At 69.9% G+C, this 22,304-nt stretch carries 13 protein-coding genes; 5 read left to right on the forward strand and 8 right to left on the reverse strand.

Translation table 11 applies throughout. From position 1 onward, the window contains the following. Positions 1–18: 18 nt before the first annotated feature. On the reverse strand, positions 19–1,650 hold the full coding sequence (locus Pla133_RS00975) for an FG-GAP repeat protein (RefSeq protein ID WP_145061474.1): 1,632 nt from the start codon (positions 1,648–1,650) through the stop codon (positions 19–21). A 242-nt stretch (positions 1,651–1,892) separates the two neighbouring features. Here Pla133_RS00975 and Pla133_RS00980 point away from each other — a divergent pair, with 242 nt between their 5' ends. After that, positions 1,893–4,913, forward strand: coding sequence for a hypothetical protein (locus tag Pla133_RS00980; RefSeq protein ID WP_145061476.1), 3,021 nt, complete (start codon positions 1,893–1,895; stop codon positions 4,911–4,913). A 292-nt stretch (positions 4,914–5,205) separates the two neighbouring features. Next, positions 5,206–8,211 carry a hypothetical protein gene (locus Pla133_RS00985; protein WP_145061478.1) on the forward strand — a complete coding sequence of 1,002 codons (3,006 nt, stop codon included), beginning with the start codon at positions 5,206–5,208 and terminating at the stop codon, positions 8,209–8,211. A gap of 91 nt (positions 8,212–8,302) precedes the next feature. On the opposite strand, the gene Pla133_RS00990 is transcribed toward Pla133_RS00985, so the two are convergent. The 4 genes from Pla133_RS00990 to Pla133_RS01005 all read right to left on the reverse strand — a co-directional run bounded on the left by Pla133_RS00990 (position 8,303) and on the right by Pla133_RS01005 (position 16,635). Then, on the reverse strand, positions 8,303–9,439 hold the full coding sequence (locus Pla133_RS00990; protein WP_145061480.1) for a hypothetical protein: 1,137 nt from the start codon (positions 9,437–9,439) through the stop codon (positions 8,303–8,305). A 701-nt stretch (positions 9,440–10,140) separates the two neighbouring features. Next, the gene (locus Pla133_RS00995) at positions 10,141–13,428 is read right to left on the reverse strand and encodes a sigma-70 family RNA polymerase sigma factor (protein WP_145061482.1); all 3,288 of its coding nucleotides are present in this window, start codon (positions 13,426–13,428) and stop codon (positions 10,141–10,143) included. A 295-nt stretch (positions 13,429–13,723) separates the two neighbouring features. Continuing rightward, positions 13,724–15,136 (reverse strand): GDSL-type esterase/lipase family protein, encoded by a 1,413-nt coding sequence (locus tag Pla133_RS01000; RefSeq protein ID WP_145061484.1) that lies wholly within the window; start codon positions 15,134–15,136, stop codon positions 13,724–13,726. A 56-nt stretch (positions 15,137–15,192) separates the two neighbouring features. Then, positions 15,193–16,635 (reverse strand): SGNH/GDSL hydrolase family protein, encoded by a 1,443-nt coding sequence (locus Pla133_RS01005; RefSeq protein ID WP_145061486.1) that lies wholly within the window; start codon positions 16,633–16,635, stop codon positions 15,193–15,195. A 179-nt stretch (positions 16,636–16,814) separates the two neighbouring features. Here Pla133_RS01005 and Pla133_RS01010 point away from each other — a divergent pair, with 179 nt between their 5' ends. From Pla133_RS01010 to Pla133_RS01020, 3 genes are all read left to right on the forward strand, one after another. After that, the gene (locus tag Pla133_RS01010; protein WP_145061488.1) at positions 16,815–18,500 is read left to right on the forward strand and encodes a M3 family oligoendopeptidase; all 1,686 of its coding nucleotides are present in this window, start codon (positions 16,815–16,817) and stop codon (positions 18,498–18,500) included. Positions 18,501–18,731: 231 nt separating this feature from the next. Continuing rightward, entirely contained in the window at positions 18,732–19,469 is a 738-nt protein-coding gene (locus Pla133_RS01015) for a hypothetical protein (RefSeq protein WP_145061490.1), read from the forward strand. Positions 19,470–19,656: 187 nt separating this feature from the next. Beyond that, positions 19,657–20,481 (forward strand): hypothetical protein, encoded by an 825-nt coding sequence (locus Pla133_RS01020; RefSeq protein ID WP_145061492.1) that lies wholly within the window; start codon positions 19,657–19,659, stop codon positions 20,479–20,481. 41 nt (positions 20,482–20,522) lie between these two features. Here the strand turns inward: Pla133_RS01020 and Pla133_RS01025 are convergent, their stop codons facing one another. From Pla133_RS01025 to Pla133_RS01035, 3 genes are all read right to left on the reverse strand, one after another. Next, the gene (locus tag Pla133_RS01025) at positions 20,523–21,095 is read right to left on the reverse strand and encodes a nuclear transport factor 2 family protein (RefSeq protein ID WP_145061494.1); all 573 of its coding nucleotides are present in this window, start codon (positions 21,093–21,095) and stop codon (positions 20,523–20,525) included. 28 nt (positions 21,096–21,123) lie between these two features. After that, positions 21,124–21,639: a hypothetical protein gene (locus tag Pla133_RS01030; RefSeq protein WP_145061496.1), complete on the reverse strand. Its 516-nt coding sequence runs from the start codon at positions 21,637–21,639 to the stop codon at positions 21,124–21,126. A gap of 110 nt (positions 21,640–21,749) precedes the next feature. Next, positions 21,750–22,298: a pyridoxamine 5'-phosphate oxidase family protein gene (locus tag Pla133_RS01035; RefSeq protein ID WP_145061498.1), complete on the reverse strand. Its 549-nt coding sequence runs from the start codon at positions 22,296–22,298 to the stop codon at positions 21,750–21,752. Between the last annotated feature and the right edge of the window lie 6 nt (positions 22,299–22,304).

Here is a 22,304-nt window from a genome sequence, read left to right on the forward strand (position 1 = left end):
CGTACGAACGCCCAATCCTCACGGCAGCAGCTCGGCGCGGTAGGCATTGGTTACGTCCACGATCGCGGCCAGGCTGGGATCGATCGCCAGGGCCGCGTGGTGCACGGTCAGGCCGGCCAGGACCGGATCGCTGCCGGCGGGGAGTTGGAACGTCGCCGTGGCGTCGCCGTCCGCGTCCAGGAACCCCAGTGAGCTCTGCAACAGCGCGCTGCCGGGGTTGGTGGCGGTGAAGCTCAGGTAGGCGTCTGGCGCCAGGGGCAGGAGCACGCCGCCGACCGCGATCCCCGGGGCCGTACCCGACGCGCTGCCCAGGACCAGGTAGACCAGCCCGGCGCGGTCGGCGCCGAAGTCGATTCCGAGGGTCTGCTGCCCGCCGCTGGACAGCTCGATCCAGCCGGGCGCGCCGTAGAGCGAGCAGCCGTCGAGGCCGAAGAGGTAGGCGGCGCCGCCCTCGAACATGAAGAGGTCGCTCGTGCGCGAGCCGACGACGACGTGGTTCGCGTCCATGTCGACCCAGTAGCCCAGTTGGTCGCCGGGGCCGAGGTCCGGCGCGGCGAAGTGACTCGTCTCGACCCAGCCGGATGGGGACAGCTCGAACACGTAGGCGCTGCCCGAATTGGAGCCCGCGAAGTCGGAATACTCCGCGCCGATGACCGCCCGCCCCTGCTCCACGTCGAGGCCGAGGCCGAAGTTGTCGCCGGGATGACCGTCGGCGGCGAAGAGTTGCCCGACCTCGTGCCACAGACCGCCCTCGTCGCGCCGGAAGGCGTAGGCCGCGCCGCGCGAGGCGAACTTACCGTGGGCGCCGACCAGCAGCGTGTCGTCGTCGAGGGCCAGGTCGCCGCCGAAGCGATCGCCTGCGACGGTCGAGGCGGGTGCGAGCTTCTGGCGGAACTCCCAACCGGTGGGGCCCTCTTCGAACAGGTAGACGGCCCCCGAGTCGGAGCCGTTGGCGTCGCTGGTTACGGCCGACACGGCGATGGTCGAGCCCTGGATGTCGAGCCCCCAACCGAACAGGTCCCCGGGCCCGCCGTCGGGCGCCACGAGCTTGGCCACTTCGACCCAGCTCCCGTCCACAGCACGCTGGTAGACGTAGGCCGCGCCCGAGTCGGCGCCCATGGCGTCCGAGTGCCAGGCGCCGATCACGGCGGTGGTGCCGTCCAGCTCGACCTTGGTGCCAAACTCGTCGCCGGCCTGCAGGTCCGCCGGCACCAGCTTCGCCGTCTGCGTCCAAGCCCCGCCGGCGCGGTCGAAGACGTAAGCGCCGCCCGACTTCGAACCGGCGTCGTCGTCGCGCAGGGAGGTCACGATCGCCGTGTCGCCGTCGAGGGCCAGGCTGGTGCCGAAGCGATCCTCGAAGTCCAGGTCGTCCGGCAGCAGCTTGGCCTCCTGGATCCACCCGTCCGGCGTCCAGGCGAAGGCGTAGGCGGCTCCGGAGCTCTCGCCGGCGTCGTCGTCACCGCGGGCGGCGATCAGGGCCCGCCCCCCTTGCAGCGCCACGGAGGAGCCGAAGGCGTCCTCGGGAGTCATGTCCGCCGAAGCGAAGGCGTGCATGGCGCAGGGAGCCTGCTGGGCGCCGGCGGAGGTCAACGGCGAGCCGACGGAGAGTGCGAAGGCGGCGGGCGCGATGATCGACAGGTGAAGGCTCATGGGCGGTCGGGGCGGGCTCGAGTACGACGGCTCTGCGTGCCTGGCCCGTCACATGGCCCACCGAGACCCCAGCGTTACAGGTTTCCCGCTCGAGGCAGGCATGACCGGGGATCAGAGCTTGCGGGGCGGGCTCGGAGCTTGACTCGGTTTGGCGGAAGTAAGCCACACGCCACGCAGCCCCTGCGCGACTACAGTTCGCTGCACTCCTTTGCACTTCCTATGACCTCCAACCCTTACCAACCATGCTCTGCACTGCGCCGCTGCTCGCCCTCGGCCTGGCCCAACTCCCCCTGGGTGGCACCCTCTTCGTCGACATCGACCCCTCCTCGTATCCGGGGCTGAACGGGAGCAATCCGAGCGTGCTCGCCTCCGACGGCACGCGGGTCTTCTTCGAGGCCTTCCCGGGCGACCTCTCCGAACCGGGCTTCGACGTCTACGTCACCGACGGAACGACCGCGGGAACTGTCCGACTCACTGCCCAGGGGCTCTACACGCACGACGGAGTCATCCTGCCCGGTGGTGACTTCATCTTCGGAGTCGTGGCCGGTGGTGGCCCGTCGGGTCTGTGGCGCAGCGACGGCACCCCGGCGGGAACCTCGCCGCTGTCTGTCAGCTTGAACGTCGACTCCGGTCAGATGGTTGTCTTCAACGGTCTGGCCTGGTTCATGGCCGAGGTGCCGAGCGACGGCTACGAGCTGTGGCGCAGCGATGGAACCGTGGCCGGGACCCAGTTGTTCCAGTCTTTCATTCCCGGCAGCACAGACGGTGTCGAGGAGATCTTCGCCAGTGATACACACGTCTACGTGTTCGGCGGGGACAAGTCCCTCGGCACCTACGGCCTGTGGGCCACGGACGGCGTTCAACCGGCGACTCTGATCCGTGCCTTCGACAACGCGCTAGCGTGGAAGTCCTTCAAGCACACCGCTGCGGTGGGCGGGCGCGTGGTGTTCGACGTGGTCGGCCCCGCGCCCGAACACGGTTGGTGGGCCAGCGACGGCACGCCGGCAGGCACGGTGCAGCTCGAGTCCACGAATCTGGCGGCCTGGGCCGCGGAAGCGGGAGGCAAGCTCTACTTCGCCGGTGGTCCGACCGGTGCGCGTCTGCGGGTGACCGACGGAACGGTGGCGGGAACCTCCGAGGTGAACACCCAGACCTCCGTGGGCGGTCAGCAGGTGACGTTCACGCCAGGAGTCGATGCGGGCGGCAAGTTGACCTACAGCGGCGTGTTCCCCGGGGCGGGGGTCGAGTTGTGCGCGACGGACGGGACGACTGTCGAGCTGCTGAGTGATCTGGACCCCGGCACCGCGTCGTCCACTCCGGACGGCCTCGCCGTCTCGGGCGGCAAGTTGTACTTCGTGACCGACGCGGGTCTGTCGAGTCGGCAGCTGTGGTCGAGCGCCACGGACGGATCCGGCGCGGCGCCGGTATCGAACCTCGAGACCGGCACCGACGGGATGGGCTTCGGCGACACGCCGGAGTTGTCGCCCGCGGCCGCGGGCGTCGTGTTTCCCTATGCGGACTACCTGACGGGTGAGGAGCTGTTCACCTCAGACGGGCTGTCGACCGACCTCCTGATCAACGTCAATGACGACGAGTTCTTCGCCGCCAGCTCGGACCCGCGCTTCCTGACGCGCCTTTGGGGCCACGTCTACTTCGCTGCCCGTGGTGCCGAGCAGGGCGACGAGCTGTGGCGCACCGATGGCACGGTCGAGGGCACCCTTCTGGTCGCTGATATCAACCCCGGACCCGGCGACGCCACTCCCAGCAAGATGACGGCGATCGGCGATCGGATCGTGTTCAGAGCCCGCCGACCGGATGTCGGCTACGAGCTCTGGGGTACTTCGGGCGATCAAGCGTCGACCGAGTTGTTGGCGGACATCGCCCCGGGGCCGGACAGCTCCTTCTTGACCGAGCTCGTGCGCTTCAACGACCGGATCTACTTCGTGGCGCGGCCAGACCTCGAGCAGCAGCTCTGGTCCACCGACGGCACGGTGGCGGGTACCAGCAAGTGCTTCGACCTCTACCAGTCGTCGATCGAGCCTCGCCTGGCGCGCCTGGGGGATCGGCTCTTGACTCTGGCCCGACTGGACACGCATCCACTCGGGATCGAGCTTTGCAGCTCGGACGGCACCTTGGCCGGCACGCAAGTCCTCGCGGACCTCTCGCCGGGCCTGGGCAACAGCAGGGTCCCCGAGCTGGTGGTGGCCGAGTCACAGGCGTTCTTCAACTTCAGCAAGGACTCCAGCTCCGTGATCGAGGGGCTCTACCGCACCGACGGCACGCCGGCGGGCACCGTGGCCTTGACCGATGAGGTTGTCGGGCCCTTCGGTCCCAGCCTGTTGACCGTGTTGGGGGATGAGTTGGTCTTCCGGGCTTCGACGGACGGCATCGTCACGCAGGCCTGGCTGACGGACGGAACCTTCGCGAACACGCGACCCTTGGTCGATCCGGCCGGTAGTCAGCAACCGGGAGAGCCCCTGCAGTTCCGAGTGTCCGGGGGCGTGCTCTTCTTCACGGCCTCGTCGCTGTCGAGCGGATCCGCCGAGTTGTGGACCTACGAGCCGATCGGCGGCCAGGTCACGAAGGTCTACGCTTCGAACGTCTTCGGCTCGGCTGCGTCCTTGGGAGAGTTTTGGGCGCCGGCCGACGACGGACGGGTCTTGTTCCAGTTCGACGCCGGCGACGGCAAGGGCGTCGAGCTGTGGACCAGCGACGGCACGCCGTCTGGCACCCAGGCCGTCGCCGACATCTCGCCGGGCGCCGGCGACGGTGATCCCAAGGTGGGCGCGCAGGTCGGATCGCACGTGGTCTTCACCGCAGGCGACCCCGAGCACGGCAGCGAGTTGCACGCGATCTCGACCGCCGACATCGGCGGCTGGGCGGTGACCGAGGTGGGTGAGGGCTGCGCCGGGATCTCAGGCACCCCGCGACTCAGCGGCGCCGGTGCGCCGGTCTTGGGCTCGAGCTTCGATCTCGTCGTCAGCGGTGGCGAACCGGCGTCCGTGGCGCTCGTGTTCTTCGGGAGCGCTTTCACGAGTCCCGCACCCTTGGGTTCCTGCGGTGTGTTCGTGAACGCGCCGACCTACTTCGAGACGCTCGCGACGGACGCCAGCGGCTCAGGCGTGCTGCCCGGGGCGATCCCGGCCGACCCGGCGTTGATCGAGGCCACGGTCTGGTTCCAAGCCCTGGCCGTGGGGTTCGGAGGTCCGTTCCTGGGGCTCGGCGCCACGAGCAACGCGCTCGAGGTCGTCGTCGGACCCTGAGGGACTCCTCGGACTGATGCCGTCGCGGGCCTGCGCGGCCGCGGCTGGCCCGCTCGGGCACCGACGCGGCGAGACTTCCCTCGGGGGTCTCGCCGCGGAGCCTCGAGGCACGACTGCCATGGGACCCTCGACGGGTGAAGCGGAATCGCGGACGAACCTCGCAGGCAGATGGCCATCGTCGGGCGGACGCGATCGGTTCGCCGGACGTAAGCGACACCCCACACGGGCCCAGGCCCGACTACAGTCCGGACGGCGTATCTCGACTCCCCACGACCAATAGCCCTCACCAACCATGCTTTGCCCTGCGTCGGTCCTGCTCCTCGGCCTAGCACCGCTGCCCCTGGACGACACCCTCTTCGTCGACCTCGACGCGACCCTGATCCCGGGTCAGAACGGGAGCTCGCCGCGGGTGCTCGCCGCCGACGGCGCGCGGGTCTTCTTCGAGGCGGGGCAGAGCCCCTACTCCAACCTCTACGTCACCGACGGAACCGCGGCGGGAACCGTCCAGCTCACCTCCCAGACGATCGCGATCACGGACGGCGTGCTCCTGCCCGGTGGTGACTTCGTCTTCGGAGTCGGCTTCCCCGCAGCGGAGCTGTGGCGCAGCGACGGTACACCGGCCGGTACCGGGGCGCTCTCGACCGGCCTGCTCAGCGCCCCCGAGGACCTGGTCGCTTTCGGGGGTCAGGTTTGGTTTAGGGCCAACACTCCGGGCGAGGGCTACGAGCTTTGGCGCAGCGATGGAACCGCTGTCGGGACCCAGGTCTTCCAGACCTTCAACCCTGGGCTCGCCTCCGGCGTCCAAGCCGTCTTCGCCGGCGACGCGCACCTCTATCTGCACGGGGGCGACAGCAGTCAGGGCACCTTCGGCCTGTGGGCCACCGACGGCGTTCAACCGGCGACATTCCTGCACGCTTGGAACAGCGTGTCAGCCTTTGACTCCTTCAAGAAGACCGCTGCCGTGGCTGGGCGCGTGGTGTTCGACGTGGTCGGCTCCGCGGCTGATCGCGGTTGGTGGGCCAGCGACGGAACGTCGGGCGGCACGATTCAGCTCGAGTCGACGGCCATCACGGCCTGGACCGCGTCGGCGGGCGGCAAGCTCTACTTCGCCGGCGGCCCGACCGGTGCGCGCCTGCGGGTGACCGACGGGACCCTGGCGGGGACCGCCCAGGTCAACACCCAGACCTCCGCGGGCGGCCAGCAGGTGACCTTCACGCCGGGCGTCGAGGTCGGCGGCAAGCTGGCCTACGGCGGCGTGTTCCCGGGCGCGGGGACCGAGCTGTGCACGACGGACGGCGCGACCGTCGACCTCTTGGCCGATGTGGTGCCGGGCAGTGCGCCCTCCAGCCCGGACGGTCTCACCCTCTCGGGCGGCAAGTTGTTCTTCGTGACCGGCGCGGATCCGTCGGGACAGCAGTTGTGGTCGAGCGCCCCCGATGGCTCCGGCGCCGCGCAGGTCTCGTCCCTCGCAACCGGCGAGTTCGGCGAGGGCTTCGGCGATCTGCCGCGGTTGTGGCCCACGGCCACGGGCGTGGTCTTCGTCTACGCGGACTTCTTGAAGGGTGAAGAGGTGTTCACCTCCGATGGGCTCTCGACCGACGTCCTGCTCAACATCGGCGCGGACGAGATCGAGGCCGTCAGCTCGGATCCGCGCTTCTTGACGCGCCTCGGAGGCCACGTCTACTTCGCCGCCAGGGACGCGGTGGCGGGCGACGAGTTGTGGCGCACGGACGGCACCACCGAGGGCACGGAGCTCGTGGTCGAGGTCAACCCCGGCGCCGGCGGCTCGACGCCCAACAGCATGGTCGCCATCGGCGATCGCATCGTGTTCTCGGCCTACCGGCCCGACACGGGCTTCGAGCTGTGGTCGACCGCGGGCGACCAGGCCTCGACCGAGCTGCTCGTCGATATCGCGCCCGGACCGACCAGCTCCTACCCCGCCTACTTCGTGCGCTCGGGCGACCGGCTCTACTTCATCGCGCGATCGAACGACGTCCAGCAGCTGTGGTACACCGACGGCACGACTGCGGGCACCGCCAAGGCCTTCGACCTCTATTCGACGGCGTCGCCGACGTTCATCGCGCCGCGCCTGGCACGCCTGGGAGACCGGCTCCTCGTCCTGGCGGACCTGGGCCAGGGTCTCGGGATCGAACCGTGCAGCACCGACGGCACCCTGGCCGGGACCCAGGTCCTCGCGGACATCTCGAGCGGCGCGCTGAGCACTCCGGTCCCCGAGTTGGTGGTGGCCGGATCGCAGGCGTTCTTCAGCGTCTCCAGCATCACCGTCGGTCAGGCGCTCTACCGCACCGACGGGACGCCCGCCGGCACGCTCGCGCTGACCGACTCGGTCGTCGGGCCCTTCCAGCCGGACCTGTTGACGGCGGTGGGGGACGAACTCGCCTTCCGCGCACAGGGGACTGGCATCTTCGACGAGGCCTGGCTGACCGACGGCACCGCCGCGGGCACGGGCCTGTTGGTCGACCCGGCCAGTGGGCAAGAGGCCGGAGTGCCCCAGCAGTTCCAAGTCTCCGGGGGCGTGCTGTTCTTCACCGCGTCCACGCCGTCCATCGCGACCGCGGAGTTGTGGACCTACGAGCCGACCAGCGGCCAGGTCACCCAGGCCTTCGCCTCGACGGTGTGGGGCTCGGGTCCGTCCCTGCGGCAGATGTGGGCGCCCTCCGACGACGGACGGGTGCTGTTCAGCTTCAACGCCGGGGACGGCACGGGCATCGAGCCGTGGACCAGCGACGGCACCCCGGCGGGCACGCAGCTCGTCGCCGACATCGCGGACGGCTTCGGCGACAGCGAGCCGACGGTGGGCGCGCGGATCGGCTCGACGGTGCTGTTCAGCGCGGGCGAGCCCGAGCACGGCATCGAGCTCCATGCGGTCTCGACCGCGGACGTCGGCGGTTGGGCCGTGACCGAGGTGGGCGAGGGCTGCGCCGGGATCTCCGCCAGCCCGCGCCTGGGTGGCGCGGGTGCACCGGTCCTGGGCTCGAGCTTCGACCTGGTGGTCGACGGCGGTGAGCCCGCCTCCCTGGCGCTGCTGTTCTTCGGGACCGCCTTCGCGGGGCCGGCACCCCTGGGGACCTGCGGCGTGCTGGTGAGCGGGCCGACCTACCTGGCCACGGTGGCTACCGATGCCACCGGTTCGGGTGCCCTGCCGCTGGCGATCCCCGCCGACCCGGCGCTGATCGAGGCCACGGTCTGGTTCCAGTCCCTGGCCGTCGGCATCGGAGGTCCGTTCCTGGGTCTCGGCGCCACGAGCAACGCGCTCGAGGTCGTCGTCGGACCCTGAGAGCTGCTGCGGCAGCACGGCCACGAACCAGCGCAGTAGGCAGTGAGCGCGGCGAGGCTTCCCCCTCCAGGGAGCCCTCGCCGCGCCTCAATCAGTCCCGAGCAGCGCCGGTCCCTCGCAGGGCCAGGCGCACCGCCGAGGGAATCGGTGGGAAGGGTACGGAGAAGTGCCAGGCGACGAAGTCGTCGGGGTTCCAGCCCTCCGCGCGGATCGAATGGCGGAGCAGGCCCGCGAGCATGGGCGCCCGTTTGACGCGCAGGGCGGCCAGTCCGCCTTCGACTCGATCGACGGAGATGGGGAGCATCAGGTCGAGTCCCACGGGTGCGCCCGTGAGCAGGCCGACCACATCCAGGACCGGCTCCGTCTGGTGCACGAGATCACGGTGCAAGAGCGCCACGAACTCGAAGTCCTCCTCCGGCGTCGAGACGGGCACGCGCAGTTGCAGACCCCGGGCGGCGGCCCGGGGGCCGTAGGTGGCCCGCTGGCCGTAGACGCAGTCCACCTGACCGGCGAGACCCACGTCGCGCCCCCGCAGGAGATAGCGCTGGTTGGTGCCGGTGCCCTCGGACTCGACCTCGGGCAGGGGCTGGCTGCAGAACTCCGCCAGCAGCGGCGCGCCGCCCATCTCGGCGGGCGGCGGAACCAGGGGCTCGCGGCGCGGCTCGTCGAGATTCGACTCGGCGGAGCGATCGAGCAGGCACCAGCGCACGTCGCTGCGGATGCAGCGGAAGCCCAACAGGCCGCCGAGCTCGAGGGCGACCAGCGACTCGTCAGCGGTCTGCCCGGGCGCCGCGATCAACGCCGCGATCTGGGTCGACGTCTGGGCTCCCCAGGTGGCGCGGTTGCCGAGGAAGGCCTGCTTGCGGTGTTGCTGCAGGACCTCGTCGTCCACGTGGGCCGGATCGAGGCACTGGGCGAGCACGTCGAGGGTCGCGCGGTCTCCCGCGTGGCGGTCGACCATCAGGTCGAAGGCCGACAGCGCCTGTTCGACCCGCGCCCGGGCCTCCTCGGTCCCGCGGGCTCCGATCGCTTCGCACAGCATTCGCCTTCCCGCTGGTCCGGGGAGGAACCTCAGCGCCTCGACGTCATTGTCGGACTCGACCAGGCGCGAGACCTTCCAGGCCAAGTTCTTGTCGAGCCCGAAGCCGCGCGCGACGGTCTGCGGACGCGAAGGGTCACCCCCCGCGCCGACCAACATGGCCCTCAGGGCGCTTCTTAAACCGCCCACGGCGCTGTGGTAGTCATCGGCAAATCCACCTCTTGCAGCACCGGGCAAGGCTGCGGGGATCGGTTTACTTCGAGAAGAGTTATTCAATGTGTTCCTCACTCCGTGAAGAGCGAATCTAGCCCCACAATCGACGGGGACAAGCACTTTCGTTTCACCGTGCCTAGTCAGCGAGACAAGAGAGCGGGTAATCCTTAAAGCGTCCTTGCGGGAGCCCATTAGTTGTCGCATTCGACCGACGGAATATCCCGTCGAACGTCGAGATACAGGGGGGGGGTAGTTCGACTCTGGATACCGCACTCGAGAGGCAAGAGTCGTCGTTCTCGAGCCGGTTGTCGCGGTGCTGGTACACCGCATCTCCAGGGACGGGCTACCTGCGTCTCCAGAGATGAAGCGGTGGTGCCAGTCGGGTCACCGGCCTGGAGCGTGGCTTCGGCACCTCGCCCCTTGAACCTGACTGTTCACCTCCCAGAGCCCTCGATCGCGCCGCGATCGCCGACGTCTCCAGGGAAGTCGCTCTTCCGCCGACGTGGCGCACCCGAGGATCGAGGAGTCTATCGCTGCGCCAAGTTTGGGATCACAGGCGCTTCGGCCGCAGCCATTTTCCATCGACTCCAAGCTGCGGCTCCCGCCTTGACATCGAGCCAATGATCCTTGCGGCCGGCCGATTTAGCCGCCCCGGGGCGCTGGAACGGCCTTGGAGACTACTCGAGCAGTACCGGGAAGGCTGGCCCGTCCGAATCCACCACCACGGCGGCGGAGCTGGATGAACCGCGGTCGACATTCGGCCTGGCGACCACCAAGTAATTGCCAGGTTCGAACCGCAGTTCAAAGCTCGTGCGGTTCGAGGAAGTGGACGAGGGACCCGTGGGAATGGTCAGACGCATGAGGTCGATCGTCACCCCGTCCAACTGGGTCTCGACGCGGACCACCGCGCCGTCGACCACCGTGCCGAGTGCGGTCGGGAACTCGAAGTGCACCGTGCGACCGAAGCCGAGTTCCACGCGATGGATCGGCAGCGGGTCCTTCACGGGGTCCAGGTCGAGGGTCCACAGCCCCGGCGCTCGATCGGCACAGGTCGCAGTCACCACGTAGCGACCTGGACCCAGCGGCTCGGTCACGAACTGCTCACCCTCGCGCCGCGCGGGACGCGGAGCCACTCGCCCGGCCCCCGGGAAGGCTCCCCCCAAGGCCGCCAGCTGGGCGAGCTCGGCCTCGTTGGCAGTTGGCAGCGCGGCCACGGCGACGGCGACGCGGTCCGCATCGAGATCGCTCGCGAGGCTGATCCGCAGCCGTGACTGGGGCACGGAGAACAGCTCGCCCAGGTCGAGGCCCTCGGCAGGCACGTCGAAGGGACCGAACTCGCTCTGCGGGCCGTCGCCGACCCGCGCGGTCAGTCGATAGCTGGCCGCGGCGAGCTGCACCTGCTCGAAGGCTCCCTGCTCGTTCGTGATCGCGTAGCGGGTGTCGCCGACGGACTCACCGGTGGTGTCCACGCGCTTCAGCTCGAGCAGCGAGCGTCCCAGCGTGGCGCCATTCGCTGCCAGGACCCGGCCGGTCAGGGTCGCGCGCGGCGGGGCCGCCACGGTCAGGGTCACGGCGTCGTCGTCGAGTTCCAGGTCGCGCACGAGGACCGGAATCGGATCGAAGCCCCGTGGCTCGAGGGGTCGATGCACGAGCACTCGGCGTCGTCCGGTGGGCACCGGGCGCGTCCGCAAGAGGCCGTCCGCGTCGGCGGTCTGGGCCGCGAGCAACTCGAAGGCTTGGCGCTCCACCAGCACGCCCCAACCGGGCAGGCCTTGTCCCTCGCCGTCGACGATGCGGAACTCGATTCGCCGGTGGCGTTCCAGCTCCAGGCGCAGCTCGAGGGTCTGGTCGGCCTCCAGCTCGATCCGCTCGCGGTGCAAGGCGTTGCGCGTCTCGAGGTCGAGGTCCGCGTCGAGCTGCGCCTCGATCAGAAGGTCGTGCTCCCCGGGCAGAAGTCCGCGCAACTCGAAGCGCCCCTCGCTGTCGGTCGTGGTCGTGCGCGACGCCACGCGCTGGCCGAGGGTGTGCTCCAGCTCGCCCAGCCCCGGAGCGCCGTTCCACTCGGTGGCGAGCTCGAGCCCGGGCTGCCCGCGACCCTCGCGGTCGACGACCTGACCGCGCACCGTCGCACCGCTGCCCAGGATCACCTCGACTTCGCGTACCTCGCCCGGCTCGACGAAGGCCCATGCGGTCCCGATCGTGCCCCCGTCGGCGGCCGGTCCGCGGGCCAGGATCAGGGCGCGGCCGCGCGGTACCTCGCGCGAGTCGAAGCGCCCGTTCCCGTCCGCCCGCACCAGGATCGACTCCATGTCGAGCTCCAGGTCGCCTTCGTACTCGCCCTCGCTGGCCCGCCGCTGCAGCTCGACGAAGTGCTCGAGCTCCGCGCCGGGTTCCAGGTCGCGCGCATCCTCGTCGACCGCCACGGCCAGGAAGGCGTGGGGCACGGGCGCGCCGCCCGCGTCGACCACGCGACCCACGAGCCGTCCGGCCGGCGCGCCCAGCTTCAGACGCAACTCGCGCTCTTGCTCGACTTCCTCGTCGGGCTCGCCGGTCCCGTCCTCCACCTCCGAGGGTTGGTGCCCCTCGGCGCGGGCGACCAGATTCGCCCGCGGGCCGACGTCGCGGATGGCGAAGCGGCCGGCCGCGTCGGTCACGGCTACGAGCTGCATGAAGTCGTGGTGGGCGGGGCGTGTGGCGAAGACCCGCGCGCCGGCCACGGGCTCGTCGCGCCAATCGACGACGATACCCGTCAGCCGAGTACCGATCGGCAACTCGAGCTCGACCCGCGATTCGCCCCTAGCAGGAAACTTCACGGCCAACTCCTGGCCGCGATCGCAGACCAGGAGCGCCGCTCCATCGACGCCGAGGCTCGGGAGCATCGAGCGGGTGAAGCGCGCCCTGCCGCGCTCATCGGTCCGCAGGTCCGCACCAAGGCCGAGGCCATCGGCCGCGCGCAGGTAGAGGCCCACGTCGGCGGCATCCGTGCCGCCGTCGGCGAAGGTGGCGTGCACTACGAGGGCCGCTTCGGCCCTCGAGTCGTCGGCGAGGGCGGCGACGCTCTCGGGCGCGGGGGCGCGGTTGCCCGTGCGATCGCGCGGACCCTGTTCCGCCAGCGCCCCGCCCTCGCCGCGGGGCGGAGCGACCAAGCTCGCCTCACCCGCAGGCTGGGCGGCCGTGCCACGGTCGGGGCCCGCGGCGTCGGGCCAGACCGTCCATCCGATCGCGACCAGGACCGCGATCGCGGCCACGCTCAACATCAGCTTGTTCATCGCGAGCACTCCGGCGAGTTGCAGCAGTCCACCACCCGACGGGGTGGTGAGCGTGGCGGCGGGCAGTCCCGCCGGGAAAGACAGCTCCGCGGCGCGCGCGAGGACCGCCGCCCGCACGCCTTCGATGGCGATCGCGCGATCGGTCACAAGCGCGGCGCCGACCACCGTCGCGGGCAGCAGGCGCCGCAGCAGCTCGAGGCCGCGCAGCACCTGGTTGCGGACCGTGCTCGGCGGGCAACCGCGCCGCCGCGCGATCTCGACCGCCGGCTCGCCCCGCTCGACGTGCTCGATCAGCACGTCCCGATATGTGTCGGGCAGGCGTCGCACCGCATCGCGCAGGACTTCGCCGAGCTCCAGCTCCGCGGCCCCCGTGGCCGGGTCCGCGCCGCTCGCGTCGATCGGTTCGCGCTCCAGGGTGTCGAGCACCCGCGCACCACGCCTGCGCCGCGCCAGGTTGAGCAGGATCCCCAAGAGCCAAGGCACCAGGGGCCGACTCGGATCCCAGGTGTGTCGACGCTCGATCGCCACCAGGAAGGTCTCCTGGACGAGGTCCTCGGCGCCGCCCGCGTCCGCGCTCAGGTGCCGTGCGACCCGCGCGAGTTCCGGCGCCGAGGCGTCGAAGACCTCCGCCAGCGCTCCGGGCTCGGCGGTTCGCACGAAGCGCGCGAAGGCCTGGTCAGCGGGTGAGCTTGCCATCGGGGTTACTTCCGACGGGCGGTCGGAACGTCGCAGGATTGTCGGGAAAACCCGAGTGGACAGGCAGGCGGCGCCGGCCGGCGATCGGGAAGGACGGGGCCATGCCAGCGCTCGAGCGCGCAGTCGGCCTTCCGTCGCAACGCGCGGCACGCCGCGACGAAGGCGCGATCGGCAAGGATGCAGCCAGGCCCCGGCCCGGCCCCGAGCAATCGCTCGCGAGTCCGGGTCGGGGCCTGGTCATCTACCGCCGTGGCGATGGCGTCACTGGTCGACGCCCTGCCCTCGGCTCGCATGTCTACTGCGGCCGGTAGTCGAGACCGATCAACTGCGGCGGGTTCTGGGTCGGGGCACCGACCACGTCGATCTCGGTGTAGGCCGTGATCGCGTTGTGGCCCGGGTCGGCGTTGAAGCGAAAGCGCACGCCGCTCACGCCGCTTTTCAAGGGGCCGTCCATGCCGCGCAGGCGCATCTCGCCCGATCCGCCAGTGGGAGGCGCGAAGGCGCCGGTGGTGTAGGCGAAGCGGAAGCCGCCCAAGGGCACCCACACGCCGGGGGCGTCGATCGTCTCGAACAGCACCGTGAACGCCTGGGCGCCGAAGCCGCCGAGGCCGGAAGGGCCGCCGGCGTAGTCCAGGCCGCGGATCTCCTGCACGTCGTAACCCAGGGGTGCTTCGATCAGGTCGAGGTAGTAGGTGCTGACCCAGGTCTCGTCGTGCGGGTCGGCGGCCAGCAGGGCTCCGGGTCCGGCGTCGCCGTCGTTCAGAGCCAGGGTCGGGTAGCTCGCGCCGCCCCCGTGACCGATGTGGGCCTCGGACGCGAGGAACTGGCTGCCGCGGGCGATCAGGTCGTCGGTCTGCGCCGCGAAGGCTCCGTCCTGCTCCGACTCGGCTACCAGTTGCTGGACCGGGAGGCTGGTCAGCGGCGGATTCTCGAGTACGCCCTGGGTGGCGTGGAGCAGGCCGACGATGGCCTGCCTCCAGACCCCGGCCATCACGTCGAAGCCCTCCTGGTTCGGATGGATGAAGTCCGAATACAGGCCGGCCCAATTCGGGTGGTTCACGAAGGCGCCGTACATGTCGGCCACGCGGATGCTGAAGCCGGCCGTCTTGAACTGGCTCGCGACGTAGTCGACGCCGACGTTGAACTGGGCCCACTTCCAATTCGTGACCGCGGGATCGAGGGGGATGATCTTGGCCACGATCACGTGGACCTCCGGCGAATGGAGGTAGATTCGCTTGAGCAGCAGCTTGAGCCGGCTGGCGGCCTCGAAGGGCGAGAGTTGGTCGAGGCCCAGGTCGTTGGTGCCGGCGTGCAGCAGGATCACGGACGGCGCAAAGAGGTCCAGCCAGCCCTCGATCGTCGAGGGCGGACCGCCGGGGCCGCCGGCGAACTCCGTCAGGTCTTCCAGGGTCCAACCCGAGTGACCTTCGTGGTGCCAGTCGTCCAGCAGGGCCGGGCTCGAGTTGGGTGCAGCCGAACCGACGAAGTCGACGTCGAACAGGTCGGCTTCCAACGCAGCGAAGAGCGGCGCGCGGTAGCCGCCCGTGTCCGGCAGCCCGAAGGTGATCGAATCGCCCAGGGGCATGATCCGCAGGGGCGCGGGCGGTGCCGGCGGCGCGGGCGTGACGGTCTGCTGGGCGGCGGCGGATCCGCCGAGGAGCAGCGCGAGGGCTGCGCCTGCGACGAGGCGGCTGGGACGAGCTTGCATGGGGAGAGAGGTGGGCGAGCCTCGAGTGAGGAGGCCTGCCGGCGGCGGGGGCCGCCTCAGGCCTTGAGCGGACGGTGGTTGGCCGGCTTCAGCGGCTTGCCCTGCGCGGGCCCGGCGGGCGTGCCGACCACATCGATCTCGGTGTAGGCGGGGGCCGCGTTGAAGCCGGGGTCGGGGCTGAAGGTGAAGCGGATCGCGCGCACGCCGCGGGCCAGGAAGCCCTGCTCGTGCTCGATCAACATCATCGCGCTGCCACCGGCCTGGGTCGCGAAGGGCAACGCACTATAGGCATAGCGGAAGCTGCCGATGCTGGTGAACACGCCGGGGCTTGTGACCAGCTCCACCTCGATCTCGAAGGCCTGGGCGCCGACGGTCAGGCTGGCGTAGTTCAGCCCGCGGATGGCCTCGATGTCGTAGCCGCGCGGCGCCTTGTTCAGGTTCAGGTTGAAGGTGCTGCGCCAGGACCCGTCAACCGGATCCAGGGCGTAGGTGGCGTGACCGTCCGCCTTGCCGTCGTTGAGCGACGAGATCGGGTTGCCCGCGTGTCCGCTGTAGCCCACGTGCTGGACGCTTGCGAGGGTCGGCGATCCGGCCGCGATCAGGTCGTCGGTCAGGGGCGGGAAGGCGCCGACGGACTCGCTCTCGTAGTTGGATTGCAGCAGCGGCAGGTCGACAACGGGCGGATTCGTCGGCGGCGCGACGGTCAAGAGCGAGTCGAACCACACGTCCGCCATCAGGTCGTAGCCATCCTGGTTCGGATGCAGTCCGTCGACGTACAGGCCTGCCCAGTCGGGGCTGAAGCGGAAGGCCGAGTACATGTCCACGACCTTGATCGCGTAGCCCGCCTGGGCGTAGCTGTTCGCCACGGCCGGGATGCCGGCGTTGAAGGTCAACGTCGGGGTTTGATCCAACAGCGGGTTGACCGGCACCAGCTGCGCCAGCATGACCTGCACGTCGGGCGTTGTGGCGTAGATGCGACCCAGCAGCTCCCACAGGTCGGTCAGGGCCTGGATCGGATCCGCCTTCAGCGAGTTCAGGTCGTTGGTGCCGATATGGAGCAGGATCACCGCCGGATCGAAGGCCTCCAGCAGACCCTCGATGGACGTGGCCGGGGTGGACTGGTCGCCCGCGAAGGCGATCACGTCGCGGATCTTCCAGCCCGGGTGCCCCTCGTGGTGCCAGTCGTCCATGGCCCCCGGGAAGGAGTAGGGCGGGGCGGAGCCGACCCAGTCCACGCCCGTCACCAGACTCTCGAGCTTGTTGTAGAGGGGCGCGCGGTAGCCGCCGGTGTCCACCAGGCCCCAGGTGATGGAGTCGCCCAGGGGCATGATCCGCAGCTCGCCCTGGTCGCCCTGGCCCGCCGGTGTGGCGCCCAGGGCCACGACCCCCGTCGGCACCGCCGTCGCCGGCAACTGGGCCTTCTGGCCGGCTGCGGCGAAGGCCGGACACGCTACGACCGCGGCCGCCGCGAGGGCGGTGATAGGGGAGAAGGGACGCATGCTGGGGTGCTTCCGGAGGACTCCAGGGGGGCTGGAGCCTCGATCGGGGCGGCTGGAGGTGGGGGGCAGCCACAGCCGCCCCCGGAGTTTACGCCACCCACCGGGGTCCGGGGGGCGCCGGTAGACTCCCCCTCCTGCCCACCCGCCCCTGCCTCCCCCCGATCCGGAATCCGCCCCCCATGTCGACCCTCGCCTTCGCCGACCTCGCCCCGGCCACCCCGGACCTCGACGACCTCGCGGCCCGCACGCGGGGGATGCTCGACTCCCTCGTAGCCGCGCAGACCACCCCCGCCTGCCTCGAGATCCTGCGCGACTGGGACGCGATGCGGCGCGAGGTCCAGACCTACGCCTCCTGGGTCCGCCTGCGCTTCCAGCAGGACACGGCCGACGCCGAGCGCAAGGCGGCCCGCGAGCGGTGGGACGGCCAGGCGCCGCGCTGGACCGAGCTGCAGATCGACGTGGAGCGGGCGGTCCTGAACCACCCCTGCCGCGCCGGGGTCGAGGCCGAGGTCGGCCCCCAGGCCCTGGCCCTGTGGGAGTCCAAGGCCCTGGCCTTCGACCCGGCGATCCTCGAGGACCTGGTCGAGGAATCGCGGCTCGAGTCGGAGTACGTGGCCCTGCTCGCCGGCGCCGAGTTCGACTTCAAGGGCCAGGCCGAGAGCCTCTCGACGATCCTGCGCTTTCGCCAGAGTGCCGACCGCGAGGAGCGCCACGGCGCCGAGCGGGCCCAGTGGGGCTGGTTCGCGGACAACGCCGGCGAGCTCGATCGGATCTTCGACGACCTCGTGGCCCTGCGCCACCGCATGGCCGGCAAGCTCGGCTTCGACGACTTCGTGTCGGTGGGCTACAAGCGCATGTGCCGGGTCGACTACGACCAGGGCGACGTGGAGCGCTTCCGCGCGGCGATCGTGCGCGACGTGGTGCCGCTGGCCACCGCCCTACACGAGCGCCAGGCCCGCGACCTGGGTCTCGAGAAGTTGATGGCCTGGGACGAGACCGTCCACGACCTCGCCGGCAACCCCGCGCCCCGCGGCGACCGCGCCTGGATGATGGAGCGCGCGCGCGAGATGTTCGACGCCATGGGGCCCGAGCTGGGCGGTTTCTTCCGCACCATGGACGACGGCGGCTTCCTCGACCTGGACAGCCGCAAGGGCAAGGCCGGCGGCGGCTTCTGCACCTCGTTCCCCTCCGCCGGGATGCCCTTCATCTTCGCCAACTTCAACGGCAGCAAGGGCGACGTGGAGGTCTTCACCCACGAGGTCGGCCACGCCTTCCAGAACTTCTCGAGTCGCGGCCTGTGGCCCATGGACGTGCAGTGGCCGACCTCGGAGTCGGCCGAGATCCACTCCATGTCGCTGGAGCTCCTGACCTGGCCGCACATGGAGGGCTTCTTCGGCGACGACGCCGAACGCTTCCGCCGCGTGCACCTGACCGAGTCGCTGCTGTTCCTGCCCTACGGCACGGCCGTCGACCACTTCCAGCACGAGGTCTACCGCCGGCCCGAGATGACGCCCGCCGAGCGCAACGAGGTCTGGCTCGAGATGGAGCGCACCTACCTGCCCTGGCGCCAATGGGGCGATCTGGCCCACCCCGCCGGCGGCGGCCGCTGGCAACAGCAGCGCCACATCTACCTCTACCCCTTCTATTACATCGATTACGTCCTCGCGCAGACCTGCGCCCTGCAGTTGTGGGCCCAGGCCGAAGAGGACCGCGACGCCGCGATGGGGGCTTACCTGGCCCTGTGCCGCCGGGGCGGATCGGCGCCGTTCCAGGAGTTGGTGCGCGGCGCGGGTTTGGTGAGTCCGTTCGACGAGGGCTGTCTGGCGAGCGTGGTCGACAGGGCGAAGAGCACCCTGGGCCTCTGAGCCGTTCTGCGTCGCTCAGGTCGATTTCCGAGTACCGACCTTGCGGGTTTTCCGGGGGGGGTAGCGTCATTCCTCCGTCGCCATGAGGCGAGTCACAGAATTTCCAAAGCCGAGTTGGAGGAGTTGGTGAATCACGCAATCAAGCTCGCCGCCGCGACACTCTCGGCCGCGTTGATCGTTCCGGCAGCCGTTGCTCTCGCGCCCGGATGGATGCCTGGCACCGCGATTGCGATGGGGCAATCCGACCTGAAGGGAGGCACCGTCAAGCTGGGTGAAGTCGACCCGGCCGCGATCCCGACCGCTGGGCCCCATGCGGCTGGTTCCATCTGCAACGCTATTCCCATCGGGCCGACGGTGACCGGCCTGACCTATTCGATCGAGCGGGGCTCGGCAGGGACCGTCACGGTAGCTGGTCGCAGTGCGGTGCCATTCAGCGCGACGGGAACGGCCCATGTCACCCTCCCGGCGGGGGGAGGCCTACGAGGTGGCCAGTGCGCGGACTACGCGATCGAGGACCTCGTGGGAGATGGCACCGGGGAGAACCTGGTTCTCGCCGCAACGCCCTCATTCAACCTGGCCGTCGGCTCGACCTCGATCGAGGTCAATGGGCTGCCGGTCTATCGCTTCGATGCGCTGTCCGATCTCGCCCGCAACGGCATCGCCGAGCTGTACCACGCCGGCGCCCTGGCGCTGCTCTTCAACGACGACCCGACCGAGAGGATCACGCGCATCGACGGTAGCGTTTCGTTCCCCGGTGCGTCGTCCGCGACCCTGACGGGTCTGCACCTGCTCGAGGCCGACGGCGACCCGGTCCCGAACACGTCGGTCTCCATCTCGGACGGCGAGTTCGCGATCACCGGTTTCGCGGCCTTGGACCCGGAGGACTGGTATCAAGTGGTCCTGGTCCTAAGCGCCCCCCTCGCAGGCGAACCGATGCGACTCCAACTCCAGGGGACCTTCGCCCCGTGAACATCGCTTCCGATGTCCATCGACACACACGGCGCGATCGGTCAGTCCGCGGCGCGGGCGAAGCTCGGGTCGACCAGCGATGTAGGGTCGACGTTCATCTCGAGGTCGGCGGAAGTTCGTACTGTCGAGACCAAGGAGGAGGGTCTTGAGCGATCTCAGACGAGCACCGAGCCAATGGCTCACCAGCATGGGAGTGCTGGTGGTCGGGGCTGCAGTCGCCCTGTGGCTGGCATCGAGGGGCTCGGATGTCGAAGGCGGACAGGAGGCGTCACTGCCGACCGCAGGCGTCGCGCAGATCGAGGACCCGCTGTACAGCGCCGAGGTAGTGGCGGAGCAGGAGCCCGCGACAACCATTGCTCCCGTCGGCGGCGCGCAGACGATGACCCTCGGCGAAGTCTTCGGCCCCGATTTCGACCGGTACGCGCAGAAGCTGGCCGAGAGCGTAGAGGAGGTTACGCGCGAGACCCGGGTCGAGGTCTGGTACGAAGCGCCCGAGAGAACTCTGTCCCAGGGGGTCGCGGAGTTCGAGGAACGGCAGCGCGCCACGCTCTTCGCCGAGAAGGCCAACCTCAAACCTGACGAACCGATCGACGGGGAGTGGGCCTTGAGGATCGCTGGGCTGAGAGGGGTGGATCCTGAGGATGTGGATCCGGGAGCGCTCTCGGAGGCCCTGGCCCTGGCGCCGATTCTCAACGACGCCATCCGGGGCGCGGTCGACAGCTATTGCGACACGGTCAGATACCACCTCGAGAACGAGTCTCGGGGCGACAATGCCGGCCCCTCTCGGGGTGAGTCGAACGCGGAGCTGATGGGAATCGAGGGCGACGAGTCGGTCTCGGGTTGGGAGTCGGCGCTCAGCCGTGCCGGGACGATGGGCGGGCGGTGGTTCTACGGCCGCTACGTCAACGTGGCGGACGATCCGCTGCTCGAGGGCGCGGACCTAGCGGTTCGCAATGCCCTAGACTCTCGGCGCGATACCCTGCGCGCGATCCTCGATCTCGACGGGCATTGACCCACGCTGGCACCGTACGAACGCCCAAGCGGCGCGATCGATCAGTCCGCGCCGCGCGCGAAGCTCGGGTCGACGAAGCGTTCTGGCAAGGGCGCGCCGGCGCGTGCGTACTGCGAGGTGAACGAGGCCAACAGCCACCGCTCGCCGTCCAGGACCAACTGGATCGCGTCGACGCCCTGCGAGTACGGCGTGCCGTCCGGCAGCACGCCGTCGAACGTCACGAAGGCGTGGGCGATGGTCCCGCAGCGCACGATCTGCCAGTGGGTGATCTCCTCGCGCAGGCCCGACTCGCCGATCGGCGTGCCGGTGACCCAGTCGCGGAAGCCCTGGACGAACTCCTCGACGTCCTCACCGACGGGCGTGCGCCCCGCGCGGATCGGCGAGTAGAAGTTCGCGCCGGGGGCGAACAGGGTTCGCATCCCGTCCCAGTCGGCCTCTTCGCCGGGTCCGAAGCTGAAGCTCTCGTACAGCTCGACCAGCATGGACCGGATCGGCTCCAGGTCGCCGCCGCCACCCGTGTCCTGCATCGCGACCGTGCGGCAACCGGCGAAGAGCGGCAGCACGGCCAGGGCCGTCGTCGTTCGCACTCGCCAACACGCTCCGAGGGTCCTCATGGTCATTCGGCTCCCGCGCCAGCACAGATCACTGCACGCGGCGGGTGAAGCGCATGACCATGCCCTGGTCGGGCTCACCCTCAGTCAGGGTGGTCCAGTGCTGCTCGATGGTGTTCTCGTCCACCCAGACCAGCTTCATGCCGCCCATGTAGTGCTCGTCCTCCTCGTTCAGGTCGACGACATCCATGAACTGGAAGTCCAAGCTGCCGTCCTGCATCCCGTCCGCGCGCATGCGCGGCGTGTTGCCGGCGGCGCAGAAGTGCCACATGCAGACGCCGTTGCCGTCGAGGGTGTAGAGGTTGGTCATCTCGTTGGGCGTGCCGCGCATCATGATCTCGCGCACGGCGTAGCCGCCGGAGCTGACCTTGAACTCGGAGACCAGGGGCTCGCCGCCGGGCACCTCGAGCAGCCACTCACCCTCCAGGGAGGACAGGCTCTCGAACAGGGGCTCGCGGACGGCAGCGTCGCCGTGGACCACGCGCGGTCCGGTGGTGCTGCAGGCGGCGAGCGGTAAGAGGGCGAGGAAGGGGATGGCGCGGCGCATGTCGGCTCCTTGGGGCGGTGGGAAGTGAGGTCGAAGTCTCGGGCTCTGCGTCCGGACTGTCCAGCCCCCTTGGGTGCCCGGATGCCGCGGGTCCCCGACCCCGACCCGCTCTAGCGGCCTTCCAGCTCGTCGAGGGTGAACCGCGGCGTGATGTGCTGGGGGCAGTTCCAGTCGAAGGCCGCCACGCGGAAGAGGATCGCACGCTCCACCCGCGCCGGGTAGTCGGCCAGGGTCAGCCGCTCGACCAACTCGGGCCGGTCGGCCGTCTCGACCACCTCGGCCCGGGCCATCAGCTTCAGCCGGCGGCGGTTCGGGTAGTCCATGAAGAACAGGGCCGTGCGGTCGTTGGCGGCCAGGTTGCCGGTGCTGATGTACTGGCGATTGCCGCGGAAGTCGGCGTAGCCCAAGGTGCGCTCGTCGAGCGCACGCAGGAAGCCCTTGGGCCCCCCACGAAACTGCAGATAGGGCCAGCCATCCTCGTTGACGGTCGCCATGTAGAAGCCGTCACGCTCGGCGATGAAGCTCAGCTCCGTGATCGACAGGCGCGCGTCGTCGAGCGCCATCGACTCCAGGTGCTGGCCGAGGCCGCGGGACCCGTTGCGCTCCTGGGCGGCGCGCACGGAGTCGGTGAAGGTGATGGCCGGATAGTTGCGTGACATGGCGGC

This window comes from Engelhardtia mirabilis, assembly GCF_007748095.1.
Classification (GTDB): Bacteria; Planctomycetota; UBA1135; order UBA1135.

What these genes read in the sequence shown, in the direction of transcription:
- Pla133_RS00975 (WP_145061474.1), bottom strand. Translation starts at nt 1,650, where the DNA reads ATGAGCCTTCACCTGTCGATCATCGCGCCCGCCGCCTTCGCACTCTCC.
- Pla133_RS00980 (WP_145061476.1), top strand. Translation starts at nt 1,893, where the DNA reads ATGCTCTGCACTGCGCCGCTGCTCGCCCTCGGCCTGGCCCAACTCCCC.
- Pla133_RS00985 (WP_145061478.1), top strand. Translation starts at nt 5,206, where the DNA reads ATGCTTTGCCCTGCGTCGGTCCTGCTCCTCGGCCTAGCACCGCTGCCC.
- Pla133_RS00995 (WP_145061482.1), bottom strand. Translation starts at nt 13,428, where the DNA reads ATGGCAAGCTCACCCGCTGACCAGGCCTTCGCGCGCTTCGTGCGAACC.
- Pla133_RS01000 (WP_145061484.1), bottom strand. Translation starts at nt 15,136, where the DNA reads ATGCAAGCTCGTCCCAGCCGCCTCGTCGCAGGCGCAGCCCTCGCGCTG.
- Pla133_RS01005 (WP_145061486.1), bottom strand. Translation starts at nt 16,635, where the DNA reads ATGCGTCCCTTCTCCCCTATCACCGCCCTCGCGGCGGCCGCGGTCGTA.
- Pla133_RS01010 (WP_145061488.1), top strand. Translation starts at nt 16,815, where the DNA reads ATGTCGACCCTCGCCTTCGCCGACCTCGCCCCGGCCACCCCGGACCTC.
- Pla133_RS01015 (WP_145061490.1), top strand. Translation starts at nt 18,732, where the DNA reads ATGGGGCAATCCGACCTGAAGGGAGGCACCGTCAAGCTGGGTGAAGTC.
- Pla133_RS01020 (WP_145061492.1), top strand. Translation starts at nt 19,657, where the DNA reads ATGGGAGTGCTGGTGGTCGGGGCTGCAGTCGCCCTGTGGCTGGCATCG.
- Pla133_RS01025 (WP_145061494.1), bottom strand. Translation starts at nt 21,095, where the DNA reads ATGAGGACCCTCGGAGCGTGTTGGCGAGTGCGAACGACGACGGCCCTG.
- Pla133_RS01030 (WP_145061496.1), bottom strand. Translation starts at nt 21,639, where the DNA reads ATGCGCCGCGCCATCCCCTTCCTCGCCCTCTTACCGCTCGCCGCCTGC.
- Pla133_RS01035 (WP_145061498.1), bottom strand. Translation starts at nt 22,298, where the DNA reads ATGTCACGCAACTATCCGGCCATCACCTTCACCGACTCCGTGCGCGCC.